We start from the raw sequence: 20,583 nt of genomic DNA on the forward strand, positions 1-20,583 counted from the left end.
TGAGGTGGTGCGGGTGTTTCCGACACGGGCTGGTACCTCCCTGGGTACGCGAACGACGGTGCGGGGGCGGGGCGATGCTGGAACGGTGGGACGGCGGAGCGGTGGGGGTCGTCGCGGGAGGAGGGTGCGGTCAGGAGGTGCCGAGGGAGGCTGCCGCGAGGGTGCCGTCCTCGTACAGGCCACGGGCGGCCCGGCGCTGGACCTTGCCGCTGGTGGTCTTGGGAAGGCTGCCGCGCCGTACCAGCAGGACGTCGTCGGCCCGCAGGCGGTGGTTGTCCCACACGGCTTCACGCACCAGGCCGAGCAGCCGGGCGGGGGTGGTGGCGCGGGCCGCGCGCCCGTCCACCTCGACGACCACGATCAGGCGTTCCGACGCGCCGTCCTCGACGCAGAAGGCGGCGGCGCAGTTGGGGTGCAGGCCCGGGGCGCACGTCTCGGCGGAGAGTTCGATGTCCTGGGGGTAGTAGTTGCGGCCGGTACGCACGATGACGTCCTTGAGGCGGCCGTTGACGAAGAGTTCGCCGTGGTGGAGGAAGCCGAGATCGCCCGTACGCAGGTAGCTGCGGCCGTCCTCGTGGCCCGGGGCGAGGCGGGCACGGAAGACCTGTTCGCTCAGGGCGGGCCGACCGTGGTAGCCGCCGGCGACGCAGGGGCCGTTCACCCAGATCTCACCGATCGTGTCCTCCCCGGCCGGTACGAGGGTGGCCGGGTCCACGATCAGTACGCGGGTCTCGCCCACCGCGCGGCCGCAGCCGACAAGGGGGCTGGTGCCTGGTGCGGCGGGGTCGGTCACGACACGGCCGTCGCGGCGGGCGTCGTCGCGGATCCAGAGGACAGTGGGAGGTTTGTCGCCCCGGTCGCCGGTGGCCTTCAGGGTGTTCTCGGCCAGGCCGAAGCCGGGGCACATGGCTCGGGCGTCGAAGCCGTGGGGGGCGAAGGCTGAGGTGAACGCCTCGATGGCCTGCCAGCGCACCGGTTCGGCGCCGTTGGCCGCCACCTGCCAGCAGGACAGATCCAGTCCGGGCGGCACCTCGCCGGCCGCGGCGGCCTTGGCGCACAGTTCGTAGGCGAAGCTGGGGGCCGCGGCGTGGGTGCCCCGGAAGCGGGAGACCGCCTCGAGCCATCGGGCAGGGCGGCGGATGAACGCCTCGGGTGCCATCAGGTGGGCGGGGGTCCCGGAGAGCAGGGGCAGGATCACTCCGAAGAGCATGCCCATGTCGTGGAAGAGGGGCAGCCAGGAGACGATGGAGCTGCTGGGGCCGCACGGCCAGGACTCAAGGGTCTCCGTCGCGTTGTGCAGGAAGTTGGCATGCGAGACGACGACGCCCTTGGGGTCGCCGGTGGACCCGGAGGTGTACTGCAGCAGGGCCGGGGCGTCCGGTCCGGGCGGGGGTGGGAGCGCGGCGGTGGGCTGGGCGGGGAGGGTGTCGGTGGCGATCAGGTCCAGGCCGTCGAGCTCGGGGCCGTCGCCGAACCGTTCCAGCAGATCGGCCCTGACGGCGGCGGTGGTGAGCACCGTACGGGTGCCGGCGTCGCGTGCCACGCGCCGTACCCGGGCCAGGGAGCGGGCCCGGGTGGGCACTTGCAGGGGTGCGGCCACCACGCCCGCCCGCATGCAGCCGAGCAGGGTGCGGATGAACTCCGGGCCCGTGGGATACAGGAGCAGCGCGGGGTGTCCGGCCATTCCCGAGGCGGTGAACGCCGTCGCGCGGGCGGTGGTGGCGTCGGCCAGGGCCCCGTAGGTCAGGGGCGGTTCGGGGTGTTCTCCGTCGCGCAGGAAGACGTAGGCGGTGTCGTGGGGCTGGGTGATGCCACGCAGGGCGAGGGCGCCGGTAAGGGTCCGGGTTCCGTCAGCCACGTGCTCGGTGAGCTCGGCGGTCATCGTTGGCACTCCTTGTCGAGCCGGGCGAGCCGCCCGCGGTAGAAGGTGAGGGGGTCGTCGTGGACGGCCCCGGTGCCGGAGCCGAGGAGGCCCAGGGCGGTCACGGCGCCGACGACGATCCGGTGGTCGCCGCCGGGGTGTTCGTCGGCGAGGGTGCATTCCAGATAGGCGACGCTGTCGCGCAGGACGGGGGCACCGGTGGTTCCGACCAGGCAGTCCAGGCCGTCGAAGGAGGGTTGTCCCCTGGCCGCGAAGCGCAGGGCCGTGGTGCTCTGAGCGGCGGCGAGGACATTGATCGCGAACCGGCCGCGCGCGCGGACCGTGTGCAGCAGACGGGAGTCGCGGCGCAGGCAGAACAGGACGAGGGGCGGTTCGAGGGAGACGGAGGTGAAGGAGTTCACCGTGGCTCCCGTCCAACCGTCGTCGGTGGCGGCGGTGACGACGGCGACACCGGTCGCGAAATGGCCGCACACCCGGCGTACGGCGTCCGGGTCCGGGGCGAGGCCGTCCGGGGCGAGGAGGTGCGGGTCAGTCGTCATCGCCGAGGCCCCTGCCTCTGCCGCGCAGCCCGTAGGAGCGGACCAGGCGCTGTACCGAGGGCTGCGTCTCGCCGCGTATCCAGCGCAGAGTGCGCAGCCTGCCGCGCAGGCTCAGTACGTACTCCAGGTCGTCCGGGTCGCCGAAGCCGTAGATGGGCGGGACGATCCGGTCGTGCCGCAGGCGTCGCATGATGCGGTCCGCGGCCTCACGGGGGGCGGTGTCGCCCGCGGCGACCTGCCCGCACAGGGCGAGCGTGGAGTCGAGCAGGTCGTCGTACTCGGGGACCGTGCGGTGACAGACGCCGCGGGACGGGTCGGCGCGCAGTCCGGCGAGGGCCGACTCCGAGGCGCCCCGGGCCAGTTCCTTGGAGCTGCGCTTGAGGGAGAGCGCGTCGAACATCGTGCCCAGCAGCCATACGCGGGCCAGCGCGCTCCAGAGTTCGAAGGAGCCGCCGGCCGCGAGAGCCGCGCCGACCAGGGCGTCGTGCCGGTCGGCCATGCTGTGCTGGAGACGTTCCAGGTAGCGGAAGCGGCCCGGGGAGAAGTCGTCGTCGCGGGCGGCGGCCAGGATGTCGCCGGCCGCGACCAGAACCAGCTGGGCGGAGGCGTAGAGGTCGCGGCCGAGCAGGGGGTCGCCGCCGAGGGCAGCCCGGTCGAGGAGGAGCATGCGGTCGCCGGCGGTGCGCGTGGCCCGCCAGTGCGGTGCCGGGTCGCTCCAGGAGGCCATCGGGCGGGCGCCGGCGAGCTGGGCGGCGAGGGACGGGTGGTGTTCGGCGTGCCGCAGGACCTCCTGCCAGAGGTCCTCGGTGCTGTGGCCCGGCGGTTCGGGATGGCGGCTCGCGTCGAGGGAGAGGGTGACGGCGGCGAGGGCGGTGGGCGGCGGAGTGCCGTCACCGTTGCGGAAGTGACCGATCTGGAGCCAGCCGCCGTCGAAGAGGTGGGTGAGGACGCCCTGGGACCAGGGGTGGGAGCCGGGGTGGGGCGGGGCGAGCTGTTCGTAGGGCCGTACGCCGACGGCGTGGAAGCCGTGGGTGCGGGTGGTGCGGAGGGTCGTGCGTTCGGCGCCGAGGGCGCGGGCGACGGCGGAGTCGGGGCCCTGGGTGTCGACGACCATGCGGGTGCGCAGTTCCCGGCCGGATTCGAGGGTGAGCCTGACGCCGTCGCTGTCGACGACGGCCTTGTCGACCCGGCTGCGCTGCTGGGTCCGCACGCCGCGCCGTGCGGCTCCGGCGAGGAGCCAGGCGTCCAGGTCGGGGCGGTGGAAGTGACTTTCGCCGTGTTCGGAGGGCACGTTGAACTGGAGGCTGTGGGCGGCCCGGTGCTCCCTGCCGGGCTCGTGATGGACGAAGCCCCAGGTGCGGTGGACGCCGGAGTGGTGGGAGACCTCGGCGCGAACCCGGCCGGCGTCGGCGAGGAGGGCGGCCTCGGGCAGCCGATAGCGGGTGGCGATCAGTTCGTAGAGGAACGACGTACACGGCAGGGTCGCCTCGCCGCCGGTGACGCGGGGCATCTGGTCCTCGCCCAGGAGCTCCACTGTCAGGCCGCCCCGCGCGAGTGCGAGGGCCAGCAGGGTGCCGGAGGTCGAGGTGCCGAGGATGGTCACATCCACGTCGTCGGCGGGGTGGGCGCCTGGGTTGTCTGGCTGGCTGGTCATGTTCCCCATCACCTGTTCGGATCGGGCGCGGTCGGATGCCTGTGGGCGCGGCCGGGAGGACGCGCGGGTGGCCGCGGGTCAGCGGCCGGGCACATGTTCGCGGGCGAAGGAGCTCATCGCGCCGGTGATCGTGCCGGCGATGTGCGCGGGTGCCTTGGTCCTGGCCCAGGCCGCGGTGCGGGCCATGCGCGGCGGTGTGGCATGGAAGAAGTGGTTGCCGGGTCGGTCCAGTTGCAGGGGCGGCGGCAGGAAGTCGGCCCGGCCCAGGAGATCGAAGATGCGGGTGGATGCCTCGCGGGGATCCAGGGTGCCGTTCTCGACCTGGTCGCTGATGGCGGTGGAGGCGCGCAGCAGTTCGTTGGTGGGCTCGTGGGTGGGGAAGGGCGAGCCGAGATACTTGGCGTTCTCCAGGTCGCGCAACGGCTGCAGGTCACCGAAGCGGCGCAGGCGGTCGTAGGCGGTCTGGAGGCCGAAGGTCCCGAGGACCGTGGAGATCGCCCAGACCCGGAAGACCGCGTTCCAGAGGTCGTAGTCACGGAAGGCGGTGAACGAGCTGTTCACCAGGTCGTCGTTGGAGTCCAGCAGGCGCTGTTCGAGCTGTTCGACCGGGGCGAAGCGCTCGCGGGAGAAGTCGTCGTCGCGGACGGCGTCGAGCAGGCGGTGGGCCAGGACGTTGACGACTTCCAGGGTGTTGGTCATGCCGCGTGAGTAGAGGGCGTCGATGAAGCCGGCGGCGTGTGCGGTGACGCAGTAGCGGTCGCCGACCGTGCCGCTCGCGGAGTACTGCAAGCGGCCGGTGGAGACCCACTCGCGCACGGGGCGGGCGTCGCGGAACTGGGGGGCGATGTCGGGGAAGCGGCGCAGGAAGTCGTCGAACTCCTGCTGGGGCGGGCAGTCGGGGCGGGGGTGACGCCGGGGGTCGAGGGTGAGGCCGACGCTGACGAGGGGGTTGGTGCCGTTCTTGGTGTTGTCGAAGGGGATGACCCACAGCCAGCCGCCGTCGAAGACGTGGTGGAGGGTGCCCTCGTGCCACGGGCTCGGGTTGCCGTAGGCCCCCGGGTTGCGCATCACCCGGTCGTAGGGGGTGACGTTCACCATGTGGGTGAACAGGGACCGGGAATGGTGGCGGAAGCGGGTGGGGGTCTCGCGCAGGCCGAAGCGTTCGGCGACCGGAGACCGGTGGCCGCTGGCATCCACGACGTAGCGGGCGAGGAACTTGGTGCCGCCGGCGGCGCTCAGGGTGACCCCGGAGCCGTCGATGTCGATCTCCTCGATACGGGTGTTCTGACGGACCTCCGCGCCGTAGCGGGCGGCGGTGTACGTCATGTAGGCGTCGATGTCCTGCCGGAAGAAGTGGTTCTCGGTGTGCAGCATCCGGGGGATGACGAACTGGTTGACCTCGTGGGGCTGCTGGGCCCGGCCCTCGCGCTGGTAGACGAAGCCGAAGTTGCGCTTGATGCCGCATGCGCCGGTGACGTTCTTGCGCACCGAGGCGAAGCTGGCCAGGTGGCCGATCTCGGGTACGCCGTAGCGGGCGGCCACTACTTTCAGCAGGACCGAGGTGTAGGGGATGGTCGACTCGCCGATGGCGAAGCGGGGGTGGCTGCCGGCGTCCAGCAACAGCACCTTGGCACCGTTGCGCGCGAGCACCGATGCCAGGATCGAGCCGGCGATGCCGGCTCCCAGGATGGCGACGTCATGGCGTTCCGTCATCTGATGCCTCTTCTCGTTCTGTGCTGCGCGGCCCGGTGGGCGGTCGGCCGGTGCGGCGTCGGTGGTGCCGCCGGAGCGGCCGGGGTGGGTCGGGGCGAGTCGTGGGGTCAGGGAGCCTGGGGCGCGGGGTGCTGGCGGGCGACTTCCCCGGCGAGCAGCCGTCCCCAGCCGACGGCCGGGATCTCGAAGAAGGGCCGCGGTTCCAGGCGCAGGGCCAGGTCCTTGCGGTAGCGGGTGATGAGCTGGGTGACGCCGAGGGAGTCCAGGCCCATGTCGAGCAGGTCGATGGCGTCGGTGATCTCGGTACGTGACACGCCGAGCTGGTCGGCGAGCGTGTCGCGGACGTAGCTGTCGAGGAGGTCCTCGTGCCGGTCCGCCGGGGCGGTGAGAACGCGGCTCAGCAGTGGGGAGGGCCCGGCGGCGGTCCCGCCGGGTTCGGCGGCCCGGATGCCGGCCAGCAGGGGCCGGGCGCGGCGGGACTCCAGGAGGGGTTTGAGGGTGTCCCAGTCGGCGCCGGAGACCACCGCGTGGGCGTGGCCGGAGCCCATCAGGCCGCCGAGCTGTTCCAGTCCGGTGGCGGCGTCCAGCGCACGCAGGCCGAGGGCTTCCAGGCGGGCCAGCAGATCGTCGCCGCCGAGGCCGCTGGCGATGTTCCACGGCCCCCAGCTGATGCTGAGTGCGGGGCGGCCGGTGGCACGGCGGTGGGCGGCCAGGCCGTCCAGGAAGCGGTTGGCGGCGGCGTAGGCGGCCAGGTGTGCCGATCCCCAGACGGAGGCGATGGAGGACATCAGGACGAAGAAGTCCGGTTCGCTCCCGGCCAGCAACCGGTGGAGGGTCCACGCGCCCTCGACCTTGGGCCGCAGAACGGCGTGCAGTTCGGCGGGGTCGGCCTCGTCGATGTTCTGTGCCCCGGCGAGGCCGGCGGCGTGCACGACGCCACGTACCGGGCGTCCCTCGGCGGCAGCGGCGGTGAGTATCTCGCGCATGGCGGCTTCGTCGGTGACGTCGGCGCGGGCGACGGTGACGCGGACACCGCGGTGTTCCAGGTCGCGTACGGCGCGGATGCGGCCGGCGACCGGGTCCTCGGGGCCGGGTGCGTCGGACGGCCCGGTGACGGTGAGCGCGTCCCACTGGTCGCGCGGTGGCAGTCCCGAGCGTCCGGTGAGAACGATGTGGCGGGCGCCGCGGTCGGCGAGCCACCCGGCGAGGGTCAGGCCGAGGCCGCCGAGGCCGCCGGTGATGAGATAGGAGGCGTCGGGGCGCAGGGGGGCCGGTCCGGTGTCCGGTGCCGTGCCCGTGGGCGGTTGGGGGACGAGCCGGGGCACGAGGCGTTCGCCGGCCCGCAGGGCGATCTCGTCCTCTTCGCCGGAGTGCACCAGTTCGTCGGCGAGGTCCGCGGTGCCGTCGCCGTCGGGGTCCAGGTCGATGCTGCCGCCCCAGAGGGCCGACTGTTCGAGGGCGGCCACCTTGCCCAGGCCGACGAGCATGCCGCCGGCGAGTCCGGTGGTGTCGTCCTTCTCGCGTGCGGCCTGGGCGCCGCGGGTGACGAGCCAGAGCCGCGGCGGGCCGTCGGGGCCCGTGGCCGCGCCGTCGGCGAGTGCCCGGAGCAGGTGGACGGCGGCCTCCGGGCCGGTGACACGGGCATGGGCGAGGTCGCCGGCGGTGACCGTGTCACCCGGGGGGACGTCGAGGGAGGCCAGGTGGACCACGCGGTCCAGCGGGGCGTGTTCGGCCAGCAGGGCGCGCAGCCGGGCGGGGTCGTCGGCGGGCACGGTCAGGGGGCCGTGCCCGGGATCGTCGGCGGTGGTGAGCCGGGCGGTGACGACCTCACCGCCGCGGGCGGTGAGGTGGGCGGCCAGGTCCTCGGCGACGCCGCCGGAGTCGGCCAGGAGCAGCGTGCGGCCGGCCGGTGTCCCGCCGGGGGCCGGGGCGGGGGCCTGCTGCCAGGTGACGGTGTACCGCAGGGTGTCACCGTGGAGGTCCGGGGTGAGGTCCGGGGTGTTCGGGGTGCTGCCCGGAGCGGCGACGGCGGTCTGCGGAGCGAGCGGGAAGGACAGGCGGCGGCGCTGGAAGGCGTAGGTGGGCAGGGGGACGTGGCGGGGGGTGTCGGGAGTGTGCAGGGCGGTGAGGTCGACCGGCGCGCCCCAGGTGAACAGGTGGCCGAGGCTGTCCAGGATCTGGGCGTTCTCCGGGGAGTTGCGGCGTAGCGAGGGGAGCCGGAGCACGGGGTCGGTGTCCTGGTCGGACAGGGTGCGGGCGGTGAGGCCGAGGAGGGTGCGTCCGGGGCCGGTCTCGATGAGCGCGCCCACGCCGGAGCCGACGAGCGCGAGCAGTCCCTCGTGGAAGCGGACCGGCAGGCGTGCGTGCCGGGCCCAGTAGGAGGGGTCGGCGAGGGTCGCGCGGTCCAGTGGCTGGCCGGTGAGGTTGGAGTGGACGGGGATGCGTGGCTCGCGGAACTCGACGGTGGCGGCGGCCTCCTGGATGGCGCCGAGCACGGGGTCGAGCAGAGGTGAGTGGAATGCGTGCGAGACGGCGAGGCGGCGGCCCGAGACTCCCTCGGCGGCGAGTTCGGCGGCTATCTCCTCGATGGCGTCGGCGGCGCCGGACAGCACGGTGTCGCGGGGGCCGTTGACGGCGGCGAGCGAGACGAGGCCGGTGCGCCCGCCGATGGCGCGCAGGGCGTCCTCCTCGCCGAGAGGCAGGGCGAGCATCGCGCCGGGGGTACGTACGCTCTCCATCAGCCGGCCGCGCAGGGCGATCAGGCGCAGGGCGTCCGGCAGGTCGACGGCGCCGGCGACGCACGCGGCGGCGTACTCCCCCACGCTGTGTCCGATGAGAGCGGACGGCCGCACGCCCCAGGACTGCCAGAGTTCGGCCAGGGCGTACTCGACAGCGAACAGGGCCGGCTGGGTCCAGGAAGTGCGGGCCAGGTCGTCACCGTCGGGTGCGAACACCACGTCCTTCAACGTGCGTTCACCATGGGTGGCGAGCAGGTCGGCGCATCGGTCGAACGCCCGGCGGAAGACGGGCTCGGTGTCGTGGAGCTGCCGGCCCATTCCGGCGTACTGGCTTCCCTGGCCGGGGAAGAGGAAGGCGACCTTGGCACGCTGCGGCCGGCGCGCGCGACGCGGTTCGGGGCCCTCGCCGTCGGCGAAGGCACGCAGGCGGGTGCTGAGGTCCGGCAGGGTGTCGGCGGTGAAGGCCGCGCGCATCCGCTGCGCCGCGCGTCCGGTGGCGGCGGTGCGGGCGACGGCGGGCAGGGGGGTGTCGGGGTGGGCGTCGAGGTGGCGGGCCCAGTGGCGGGCGAGTTCCCGCAGCGCGTCCTCGCCGCGGGCGGAGAGGACGACGAGTTCGGCCGGGCGCGCGGGGAGGGTGTCCCCCGGTTCTGCGGCGGTATCCGGGCGGGGGGTGGGGGGCGGTTCCTCGACCAGCAGGTGGACGTTGGTGCCGCTGGCTCCGAACGAGCTCACGCCGGCCACGCGGGGCTGCCCGTCCGAGGGCCAGGGGGTCGGCGCGGCGGCGACGGACACGTGCAGCCGGTCCCAGTCCACGTTGGGGTTGGGGGTGCGGAAGTGGAGACTGGCGGGGATCCGTCCGTACCGGACCGTGAGCACCGCCTTGATCAGTCCGGCGATTCCGGCGGCCGCCTCCAGGTGGCCGATGTTGGACTTCACCGAGCCGACGACCAAGGGGAACCCGTCCGGTCGCCGGCTGCCCAGGACCTGGTGCAGGCCGCGCAGTTCGATGGGGTCACCGAGGGGGGTTCCGGTGCCGTGGGCCTCGACGTATCCGACCTGCCCGGCGAGCAGGCCGGCATCCTCCAGCGCGGCGGTGACCACGTCCTGCTGCGCCTCGGCGCTGGGTACGGAGATGCCGCTGGCGTGTCCGTCGTGGTTGACGGCGCCGCCACGGATCACCGCCAGGACGCGGTCGCCGTCGGCGAGGGCGTCGGACAGGCGTTTGAGGACCACGACGCCGCAGCCCTCGCCGCGTCCGTAGCCGTCGGCGGCGGCGTCGAAGCTCTTGCAGCGTCCGTCGCGGGCGACTGCCCCGGCCTTGCTGACCAGGACGAAACCGTACGGCGAAAGGATGACGTTGACGCCGCCGGCGAGGGCGAGGTCGGTCTCACCGAGGCGCAGTGACTGGCAGGCCTGGCGGACCGCGAGCAGCGAGGAGGAGCAGGCGGTGTCGACGACCTGGGCGGGGCCGCGCAGTCCGAAGGTGTGGGCGATGCGGCCGGCGATGAAGCTGTTCTCGCCGAGGATCTGGTAGGCGTCGATCCCCTCGGGGGCGCCGAACTGCTGGCGCATACGGACGTAGTCGCTGGTGCTCGCCCCCATGAAGACACCGGTACGTGAGCCGTCGAGGCCGTCCGGGGGTATCGCGGCGTCCTCCAGGGCCTGCCAGGCCACTTCGAGGGCGATGCGCTGCTGCGGGTCCATGCCCGCGGCCTCGGCCGGCGCGATGCCGAACAGGGCGGAGTCGAAGGTGTCGACGCTGTTGAGGAATCCGCCGTCCAGAACGTAGGCGGTCGCGGGTGTCTCGGGGTCGGGGTCGTAGTAGGAGGCGGTCTCCCAACGGTCCCGGGGAAACGGGCCGATGGCGTCGGTTCCACGGTCGAGCATCCGCCACATGTCCTCGGGCGAGTTCGCACCGCCGGGGAAGCGGCAGCCGATGCCGACGACGGCGACCGGGGCACGCAGGGCGGTGCGCTGTTCGTCCACCTTGGCGCGCAGGGTGGAGATGGTGCGTGCGGCCTGGGCGAGCAGGGCCCGCACGTCGCCGGTGTCGGCGGTGGGTTGGTTCATCGCTCCTCCTGCTCGAACAGATCGGTGGCGGCCGCCAGTTCGGCTTCGAGCCGGGCGGCCAGGTCGGCCAGGTCATGGGTGCCAGGCCCCTCCGGGGCCGCCGCAGCCCGGGGCGGGTCGGCGGGGGGCTGTGGTGCAGTGGGAGGAGGGGAGTCCGTTCCCGTCACCTCGGCTGCCAGGAAGGTGGCGAGCGCCTGCCCGTTGGGGTGCTCGAACGCCAACGTCGCCGGCAGCGGGCAGCCGAACCTGCGCTCCAGCCTGACCTTCATCTCCAGGGCGGTGATGGAGTTCAGACCCAGCTCGAAGAAGCCCTGCCGCGGCTCCAGTTCGTCCTGCCCGTCCAGGCCGAGGACCACCGCGACCTCCTCCAGGACGCAGTCGAGCACCAGGTCGGCGCAGGCGTCGGCGGGCAGGGTTCGCAGCTTGTCCAGCAGCGCGTCGGCGTCTGCGGGGGCGGACTGCTCCCGCTCGGCCAGGACGTCGAACAGGGGAAACGGCAGCGCCTGGCGGTAGAGCGGCAGCAACAGTCCCCAGTCGACGTCGGCGACCTCGACCGCGGGGTCGCCGGACGCGGTGATCCGGTCGAGGATCTCCCGGGCGGTGGCGGTCGTGAACGGGGTCATGCCGCTGCGGGTCAACCGCTGGGCGCTTTCCCTGTCGAGGACGCCGGCGTCGTTCCAGGGTGCCCAGGCCACCGATGTGGCGGGCAGCCCCCGTGACCGGCGGTGGGCGACGAGCGAGGTCAGTACGGCGTCCACCGGGGCCTGGGCTCCGGCTCCGATGGCACCCCAGCTTCCGGCCACGGTGCTCCACACCTGGAACAGGCCGGGTTCGGTGCCGGTCCGCCGGCACGCCTGGTGCAGCAGCCACGCGCCGCTCGCGCGGGCGGTGAGCGCCTCCTCCAGGTCGCGGGCGTCGGGCGCTGCGCCGGACGGCAGGGTCCAGTCGGCCCCCAGCCATACGATGCCGTCGACCGGACTGCCCGCCGCCGCCTGATCCTCCAGGAGTTGTTCGGCGTGTGCGGCTCCCTTGATCCGGGGGACGCTCAGCACCTGCCCCGCACCGCGTTCGGTGAGCCATCCGGCCACCTGTTCGGCGAGCGGTCCGGCGGCGCCCGCCACGAGGTAGGTGCGGCCGGCGTCCAGCCTCACCGGTGCGGACGGCGCGGACGGGGTGGGGGCGGGCAGCACCCGTGCGGCCAGCCTCCGCCCACGGCGCAGCGCGAGCCGGTCCTCCGCAGGTCCGCCCGGGGCAGGGTGCCGGCCGAGCTCGGCGAGAACGGCGTCCGTGTCGGCGCGGGGGCCCGCGGAGAGCGGGTCCAGGTCGAGCACGGCGCCCCAGGCAGCGGGGTGCTCGACACCGGCGACCACCGCGGCATGGCGCAGCGCGGCCTGGGCGGGGGACGGTTCTTCCAGGTCGTCGACGGCCACGGCGCCTCGGGTCACCCACCACAGCCGGGCACCGGATCCGACCGCCGCCACGGCGGCGGTGGCATCCGCCACCGCCGCGCACTCCCCCGCGACGACGGCCGCTTCGGGCATTTCTCTCGGAGGCAGGTCGAGCCCGGACAGGTGCACCACGGCGGCGCAGCCGGTTCCGCCGGCCAGGTCCCTGAGCGCGGTGCCGAGCCGCTCGCGCAGCCCGTCGGCCGGTCCGGCGGGCAGCAGTCGCACCGGCGTACCGCGTTCCGCCAGCGCGGTGGCGAGCGCGTCGGCGACGCCGGTGGCGTCCGCGACGAGCAGGACCGTACCGGCGGTGGCCGGCTCCGGGGACCGGTCGCCGCCGGGCGGACCGGCCACGGGCTCGGCCCCGGGCATGGTTGCGGGCAGTTCCTGCCAGCCGGGGATGTGCACGTACGCGGCATGGCGGCGGTCGGTGTCCGGGTCCGGGCGGTGCGCGGCGGGGGCTGCCGGGCGGATGCCGGTCAGCTCGACCAGGGGCCGGCCGTCCGGGGCGGCGATCAGCACGTCTGCCGCCGGGCCGTGCTCGGCCCCGGAACGCTCTCCCGGGGCGACGGAAGCCACGGCGGGGACGATGTGGAGCACGACGTGCTCGCCGGGCGCTTCGTGCACGGTGACCGATTCCACCGAGCCGGCCGGGGCGGGCCCGGGTGCGGGGGCGCCGGAGGTGAGCAGGGCGGGGGTCCGCAGGGCGATCTCGACGAGGTCGGGGGCCAGCTGCCACCGCATGGCAGCCGGACTGCGGCGCAGCTCGCACCGGATCCGGTCACCGTCGGTGCGGATCGAGACGACTTCGGCCGTGGTCCCGGCGAGCGCGGCGACGCTTGCACGCAGCCCGGCGCCGGCCTCGGTCCCGGTGTCCGCGGGGGCGGGCCCGCGCGGACCGGCCGGGAAGGCGGTCCCGGCGGCCAGCAGGAGCGAGCGGGCGCCATCCGGGGCAGTGATCTCGAAACGGTGGGCCCCCGGGGCGTCCGGGGAGCGGGTCAGGGTCAGCGCGGCGGTGCGGGTGCCGTCGGCCGGCGCGGGCAGACTCGCGCCGAAGGCGACCTCGGAGAGGCGGACGGTGCGGTCGCCCCCGAGGGCCGTGCGAGTGGCGGCGACCGCCAGCTCCAGCCAGGCGGCGGCGGGTACCTGCGGCGTGTCGGCGGCGGAGCCACCGCCGAGTGCGGTGACCAGTTCCGCGTCCAGGTCGGCCTCGACCACGGTGGTCTCGCCGGTACGGACGGTGCGGGCGGTCAGCGGGTGACCGGTGCCGACCGCGGCCGGACCTCCCTCCACCCAGTAGCGACGGTGTTCCCAGGGGTATCCGGGAGTGGTGACGGGCACCCGGGGTCGAGGGTGGAGGCCGCGCCAGTCGACGGCGGCGCCGCCCGCGTGCAGGGCTCCGAAGGCGCTCAGCAGGGCGCTCTCGCCGTCCTCGCCGCGCACCAGCGAGGGGACGAGCAGTCCCTCCGTCCCGTCGGCCCGCAGTTCCTGCTCGATCGGTGTGAGCTGGACCGGGTGCGCGGACAGTTCCACGAAGGTGTCGTGGCCGTCGCGGGCAGCGGCGCGCACGGCGTCGGCGAACCGGACGGGCATGCGCAGGTTGTCGCCCCAGTAGTGGGCGTCCAGCGGGCGGCCGGTGAGGACGGCGCCGTCCACCGAGGAGTACAGGGGCACTCTCCCGGGCCGCGGGTCGAGCCGTCCGGTCAGCGCCTCGACGAGTTCGGCGCGCAGGGGGTCGACCCAGGGGCTGTGCGCGGGGCCCCCGGCATCCACCATGCGGCAGAAGACGTTGCGTTCCTTGAGTACGGCGACCAGTTCGGCGAGGGCGGCGCTCTCCCCCGAAACGACGGTCGAGGCGCGGCTGTTGATGATGGAGACGCACAGCCGTTCGCCGTAGGGGGCGATCTCCCGGGCGGTGGCGTCGGCGTCGAGACCGACGACGGCCATGCCGCCCAGGCCGACCAGGGACCGCAGCAGACGGGTGCGGCGGACCATCACCTCGGCGGCGCCGGGCAGGTCCAGGGAGCCCGCGCACAGTGCTGCGGAGACCTCGCCCATGCTGTGGCCGATGACGGCTGCCGGCTGCACACCGAGGTCGCGCCAGGCGGCGACGAGGGCGTGCTGGACGGCGAACAGCAGGATCTGGCGGTCGAGTTCACCGGCGGGTTCGGCGCCGGCGGCGATCATCTCGGCGGGTGACCAGTCGAGGAAGGCGGAAAGGGCTTGATCGGCCTCGTCGAGCGCGGCGCGGAAGGCCGGGTTGCGCAGGGCGAGCGGGCGTGCCATGCCGGGCCAGTACGAGCCGTGGCCGGAGAAGACGAAGACCGGTCCGCGGTCCCGCTCGGCAGCGCGGGCGAGGACGGTGCCGGGAGCGTCGCGGCCCTCGGCGAAGGCATCGAGCCGGTCGGCGAGTTCGGCGCGGTCGCGGCCGACGACGGCCAGGCGGTAGTCCAGGTGGGAGCGGCGCAGGGCGAGGGTGGCGGAGAGGTCCCCGGTGTCGGGCGCGTCCGGTGCGCGGAGCAGATCGCGGTGAGCGGCGGCGCGGCCGCGCAGGGCGCGGGCGGACGCGGCGGACAGGGTGAGGAGCTGGGGGGACGCGGTGCCGGACGCCTGCGGGCCCACCGTCCCGGATGCCGCGCCGGGGGCCCCGGCAGGTTCCGGGGCGGGCGGCTCGGCGGGGGCTTCGGCGAGGACGACGTGGGCGTTCGTGCCGCTGAACCCGAAGGCGCTGACACCCGCGACGCGGCGGCGGGCGCCACGCGGCCAGGGGCGGGTGGTGGTGGGCACCCGCAGGGGCAGTTCGTCCCAGGGAACGGCGGGGCTCGGCCGGTGGAAGTGCAGGTGGGCCGGGAGGGCCCCGTGGTGCAGCGCGAGGACCGTCTTGATGAGCCCGGCGATGCCGGAGGCGGCCTCCAGGTGGCCGATGTTCGTCTTCACCGAACCGACCAGGCACGGGCCGAGGGCGGGGGGCCGTCCGTCGAGGGCGGCACCGAGGGCGTTCAGCTCGATGGGGTCGCCGAGCGGGGTGCCGGTGCCGTGGGCCTCGACATAGTCCAGGTCGGTGGGTGCCACCCGGGCGTCGGCGAGCGCCGTGCGCAGCAACTCCTCCTGGGCCGGGCCGTTGGGGGCGGTGAAGCCGCTACTGGCACCGTCCTGGTTGACGGCCGAGCCGAGCACGAGTGCCAGGACCCGGTCGCCGTCGCGCCGGGCGGCGGACAGCCGTTTGAGGACGACGGCGCCGCAGCCCTCGCCGCGGGTGTAGCCGTCGGCCGCGGCGTCGAAGGTCTTGCAGCGGCCGTCGGCCGCCAGGGCCCCGGCCGCGCCGCTGGCGCGGTGGATGGTGGTGTCGAGAATGAGGTTGACGCCGGCGGCGACGGCCAGGTCGCTCTCTCCCGCACGCAGGCTGGCCGCGGCCAGGTGGATGGCGACGAGGGAGGAGGAGCAGGCGGTGTCGACAGCGAGGCTCGGACCGCGCAGACCGAGCAGGTAGGACAGTCGGCCCGGGGCGGCGCTGAAGGAGGTGCCGGTGCCGTAGAAGGCGTCGACGTCACGGGCAGCCACGCGCTGGGCGTAGTCGGTGGAGTTCATCCCGACGAACACACCGGTGCGGCTGCCGTCGAGGGAGGCGGGCGCGATGCCGGCGTGTTCCAGGGCCTCCCAGGCGACTTCCAGGAAGATCCGCTGCTGCGGGTCCATGACCCGGGCCTCCCGCGGAGGGATGCGGAAGAAGGGGGCGTCGAAGCCCGCGGGGTCGTCCAGGAATCCGCCCCACCACGTCCGGGCGTCGTCGAAGCGGCCCTCGGGTGCTTGCCGGACGGCGTCCACACCCTCGGTGAGCAGCCGCCAGTAGGCGTCGGGTCCGTCGGCGCCGCCGGGGAAGCGGCAGCCGACGCCGACCACGGCGATCGGCTCGGGCACCGGCGGCGCGGCGGCCGGCGCGGGGACCGCCGGGGAAGCGCCGGGGGCAGCCGGGGCGGGGGGTGCCTGGCGGTCGAGCAGGTCGGCGAGGTGGTCGGCCAGGCGCCGCACCGTGGGGTGGTCGAAGGCCGCGGTCTTCGCCATCCGCACGCCCAGTGAGGTTTCCAGGGACTTGCACAGTTCGACGGCGCCGAGGCTGTCCATGCCCAGGTCGGCGAAGCCGCGGGCGCGGCCGACCGCGGCCGGGGAGCGCAGGCCCAGGACCCGCGCGGCGCTCAAGGCGACGAGGTCGGCGAGGGCCACCCGGTCCGGGCGGGCGTGGGCCGGCTCCGGGACCGGGTGCGGGGCCGTCCCGTCCGCCCCGTTCCCGCCCGAGGCGCTCCCGGCCGCCGGCTGCCCGGCCGCTCCGTGTCCGGCCGCCGACCCGCTTCCGGTGGACAGGCGCAGGCTGTCGGTGCGGGCGACGAGTCGTCCCTCGGTGTCGAACAGGCTCAGTTCGCCCCGGAGTTCGGCGGGCAGGCCCGGGGGTGCGGAGTCGGTCCGCATCTCCTGCGGGGTGCCGCCGGGAACGTCGAACCACATGGGTTCGCCCTGCCAGGGGTAGCGGGGCAGATCGCGTACCGGGTCCGGGTCCGGTTCGACGTTCCGCCAGCAGATGTCGGCGCCCGCCGTGTACAGCTCGGCGAGCGCGGCCCGGGAGCTGTGCACGGCGTCGGTGTCGCGGCGCAGCGTCGCCACCACCCGGCCGTCGGTGCCCGCGGCGGCCAGGGTCCGCAGGAGGGGCTGGGTGAGCACCGGGTGCGGCCCGATCTCCAGGAAGACGCGGTGCCCGGCGGCCACGGCGCGGGCGGCGGCCTCGGCGAACCGAACCGGCTCGCGCACGTTACGGCCCCACCAGCCGGCGTCGAGGGCGGGTTCGGTTCCGTCGGGGGTGATGCCGCTGGTCCGCAGCAGGGGCACGGTGGGCTCGGTGGGGGTCAAGCCTGCGAGCAGCTCGGTCAGTTCGGCCCGGTGCGGGTCCATCTGGGGGCTGTGGAAGGCGTACGTGCCGGGCATGTCGCGGCAGGTGACGTCGCGGGCGGACAGCCGGCCGGTCAGCGCGGACACGGCGGCATCGGTGCCGGACACCACGCAGGAGGAGGGGCTGTTGACGGCAGCCAGGCAGAGGTCGTCGCCGAACGGCTCCAGCAGCGGCAGCAGTTCGTCCTCGGGCAGGGCGACGGCGGCCATCCGGCCCTGCCCCGCGGAGCGCTGCAGGAGCCGTCCCCGGTGGACGACGATGCGGACCGCGTCGGGCAGGCTGAGCGCACCGGCGACGTGTGCGGCGGTGATCTCGCCCATGCTGTGGCCGATGACGGCGGCGGGTTCGATGCCCCAGGAGCGCCACAGCGCGGTCGCGGCGACCTGCAGGGCGAGGACGACGGGTTGGGCGATCTCCGTTTCGGCAAGCCGGGAGCGGTCGGCGCCCGCACGCAGTTCCTCGACGGGTGACCATCCGGCGGCCCGCCGCACGAGGGCGTCGACCTCGTTCAGGGCGGCGGCGAACACGGGCTCGGTGTCGAGGAGTTCGCGGCCCATCCCGGCCCACTGCCCGCCCTGCCCGGAGAAGACGAAGCACACGGGGAGGCGTTCGGCGTCCTCGTCGGGCAGGGGTGTGCCGGTGTCGTCGTCGCAGGGGTCGGAGGCGTCGAGGAAGGTGCCGAGATCCGCGGCGAGCCCGGCGGCGGTGGTGCCGGTGACGGCGAGCCGGTGCTCGCCGTGATGGGTACGCAGCCGGGCGGCGCCCGCGGTCCAGGGGGCGAGGTCGGCGTCGGGGCGGGCGAGGAGGTGGTCGCGGTGGGCACCGGCCAGTTCACGCAGCGCCTCGCGGGAACGGGCGGACACGGCGAGCACCCGGGTCCCGGCGGCGCCGGGCGTGCCGGGGCCGGGCGCGCCGGGGCCGGCGGACGGCGTGCGGGGGGCGGGGGCCTCGACGATGACATGGGCGTTGGTGCCGCTGAGCCCGAAGGCGCTCACACCGGCGAGGCGGGGGGTGTCCTGCGGCCATCGGGTCGGCTCGACGGGCACGCTCACCGGCCAGCGGTCCCAGCGGATCGCCGGGTTCGGACGGTTCAGGTGGAGGTTCGGGGGGATCAGTCCATGGTGGACGGTGAGCGCGGCCTTCAGCAGGCCGGCAACGCCGGCGGCGCCGTCGGTGTGGCCGAAGTTGCTCTTGAGTGAACCGACCAGCAGCGGGGCGCGCGGGTCTCGTCCCTCGCCCAGAACCCCGGCCAGGGCGCTCATCTCCAGCGGATCACCGAGCGGGGTGCCGGTGCCGTGCGCCTCGACGAAGCCGATGTCGGCGCCGGCGGCGCCGGCGGCGGCCAGTGCGTCGCGCAGCAGGTTCTGCTGGGCGGCGGCGCTGGGCACCGTCAGGCCGGCACTGTGTCCGTCGTGGTTGACGGCGGAGCCGCGGATCACGGCGAGGACCCGGTCCCCGTCGGCGCGAGCGTCGCTCAGTCGTTTGAGCACAAGGACCGCGCATCCGTCGCCGCGGACGATGCCGTCGGCTGCGGCGTCGAAGACCTTGCACCGGCCGTCGCGGGCCATCGCACCGACCTTGGACATGAAGATGGTCAGCTCAGGAGCGAGGAGCACATTGACCCCGGCGACCAGCGCGGTGTCCGACTCGCCCATGAGCAGGCTCTGCCGGGCCAGGTGGGCGGCGACGAGGGAGGAGGAGCAGGCGGTACTGAGCGCGACGCTCGGCCCGTTGAGGCCCAGGAGGTAGGACAGCCGTCCGGGCCCGAAGCTCGCCTCCTTCCCCGACGCGTACCAGGGATCGATGCCCGTGCGGCCGGCCTCCTGCGCGTGGCGCAGGAAGTAGTCGGCGCCGAGCCCGCCGGACCACACCGAGGTGCGCGTCCCGGCCAGGGTGCCCGGCACGATGCCGGCGTTCTCGAGCGCCTCCCAGGCGACCTCGATCAGCAGCCTCTGCTGGGGGTCGATCTGCCGGGCCTCCCGCGGCGCGATGCCGAAGAAGCCCGCGTCGAAGCGGTTGGGGTCCGGCAGGAACCCGCCCCAGCGCGCGTAGGTACGGCCGGGCGCGTCCGGGTCGGGGTCGTAGATGCCGGCCAGGTCCCAGCGGGAGGAGGGGACCTCGGTGATGACGTCCGCCCCGTCCTTCAGCAGGGCCCAGAAGGTGTCCGGGCCCGTCACTCCGCCGGGGAAGCGGCAACCCGCCCCGACGATCGCCACCGCGTCAGCTGCTGTCGAGGTCATTTCAGCAGTGCCGCCCCGGAGGGGGTGGTCAGGCTGCCGAGGTGCTGGTGCCACAGGTGGTCGGGATCGTTCTCGACCGCGGCGACGATCTTGCGCATGGCTTCCAGCGCCCGCGGCTCGTCGTCGTCGTACACGTCGCCCTGCAGCATCTTCAGGACGTCGAGCCGGTACCTCGGGTCCTGCACGAAGGCCGTGAACAGGATGTTGAGGCGGTAGTAGATGCTGATGAACTCGTACCAGTTGCCGACACCGCGGCGCAGGGTGCGCTCGTACTCGGCGAACCGGGGCTTGCTGAAGTCGCCGGCCTCGGCGGCGGCGATGATGTCCTTGGTGGCGATGCGGGCGCTGTTGAGCGCGACGCTCACACCGCTGGAGAAGATCGGGTCGACGAAGCGGGCGGCGTCTCCGATGAGCACCCAGTTGTCGCCGGTGATCTCCTTCATGCCGTAGCTGTAGTCGCCCTCGGCCTTGAAGGGGCGGACCCGCTCGGAGTCCTTCAGCGCACTGCGCAGCTCCGGTCGGCTGCCGACGCAGTCCCAGAAGAAGCCCTCCAGGTCGTCCTTGGAGGCGGTGAAGTACTTCTTCTGTGTGACGACCCCGATGCTGGTGATGGTGTCGGTGATCGGGATCTGCCACACCCAGGTGTCGGTGATCGGCAGGAAGTGGATGAATATGTAGTCGGCCTTCTTCTTGTCGTGCGACAGCGCACCGCGGTCCAAGCCCTCGAACCAGGTGTGCACCGCGTACTGGTTGAAGACCGGGTCGGGCACCTTCAGCTTCATCTGGCGGCCCAGCATGGTGCCGCGTCCGCTGGCGTCGACCACCATGCGCACCGTGTGGCTGGAGTCGCCTCGCACGGTGCGCAGCACCGGGTGGTCGCCGGAGAAGTCGACGCTGCCGATGCGGGTGTTCTCCATGACCTCGGCGCCGCAGGTGGCGGAGTGCTGGAGGAGAAGCTGGTCGAACTTGCCGCGGTCCACATGGTAGGTGTGGGCCTGTTCGACGCCGGGCTGGTCGCGTTCGTCGAACTCGATCTCGGCGGCGCCCAGTCCGTGGGAGAGGCCGGAGAATCCGAGGGTGGGGATGCTTTCGGGGGCGGCGGAGGTCCAGGCGGCCCCGAACTTGCGGGGGAAACCGGCCTGTTCCACGAGGTCCAGTGCGCCGATGTCGCGCAGCACGGGTGTGGTGGCGGGCACCAGGGACTCTCCGACGTGCGGCCGGGGGAAGGTCTCACCTTCGAAAACCGCCACGGACAGGCCGGCTCGGGCCAGGTAGCTGGCTGCCGTGGAGCCCGCGGGGCCCCCGCCGATGATGCCGATGTCGTAATCAACTGCGGACAAGACTGCTCCTCTGCGATCGGTGT

7 protein-coding genes are annotated in these 20,583 nt (G+C 74.0%); all 7 read right to left on the reverse strand.

Annotated elements, in window-relative coordinates:
* Nucleotides 1-130 precede the first annotated feature (130 nt).
* Nucleotides 131-1,882: a fatty acyl-AMP ligase gene (locus tag OG912_RS11515; RefSeq protein WP_327709279.1), complete on the reverse strand. Its 1,752-nt coding sequence runs from the start codon at nt 1,880-1,882 to the stop codon at nt 131-133.
* Nucleotides 1,879-2,421: a flavin reductase family protein gene (locus tag OG912_RS11520; RefSeq protein ID WP_327709280.1), complete on the reverse strand. Its 543-nt coding sequence runs from the start codon at nt 2,419-2,421 to the stop codon at nt 1,879-1,881. Before OG912_RS11520 ends, OG912_RS11515 begins: the two co-directional genes overlap by 4 nt.
* Nucleotides 2,411-4,075, reverse strand: coding sequence for an NAD(P)/FAD-dependent oxidoreductase (locus tag OG912_RS11525; protein WP_327709281.1), 1,665 nt, complete (start codon nt 4,073-4,075; stop codon nt 2,411-2,413). The genes OG912_RS11520 and OG912_RS11525 overlap by 11 nt, the downstream gene beginning before the upstream one ends.
* A gap of 78 nt (nt 4,076-4,153) precedes the next feature.
* Nucleotides 4,154-5,788, reverse strand: coding sequence for an NAD(P)/FAD-dependent oxidoreductase (locus OG912_RS11530; protein ID WP_327709282.1), 1,635 nt, complete (start codon nt 5,786-5,788; stop codon nt 4,154-4,156).
* A 107-nt stretch (nt 5,789-5,895) separates the two neighbouring features.
* Nucleotides 5,896-10,596 carry a type I polyketide synthase gene (locus tag OG912_RS11535; RefSeq protein ID WP_327709283.1) on the reverse strand — a complete coding sequence of 1,567 codons (4,701 nt, stop codon included), beginning with the start codon at nt 10,594-10,596 and terminating at the stop codon, nt 5,896-5,898.
* A complete protein-coding gene (locus OG912_RS11540; protein ID WP_327709284.1) occupies nt 10,593-19,220 on the reverse strand; it encodes a type I polyketide synthase in 8,628 nt (2,875 codons plus the stop codon). The genes OG912_RS11535 and OG912_RS11540 overlap by 4 nt, the downstream gene beginning before the upstream one ends.
* Nucleotides 19,217-20,560: an NAD(P)/FAD-dependent oxidoreductase gene (locus OG912_RS11545; protein WP_327709285.1), complete on the reverse strand. Its 1,344-nt coding sequence runs from the start codon at nt 20,558-20,560 to the stop codon at nt 19,217-19,219. The genes OG912_RS11540 and OG912_RS11545 overlap by 4 nt, the downstream gene beginning before the upstream one ends.
* Between the last annotated feature and the right edge of the window lie 23 nt (nt 20,561-20,583).

It is taken from the genome of Streptomyces sp. NBC_00464, from assembly GCF_036013915.1.
GTDB lineage: Bacteria > Actinomycetota > Actinomycetes > Streptomycetales > Streptomycetaceae > Streptomyces.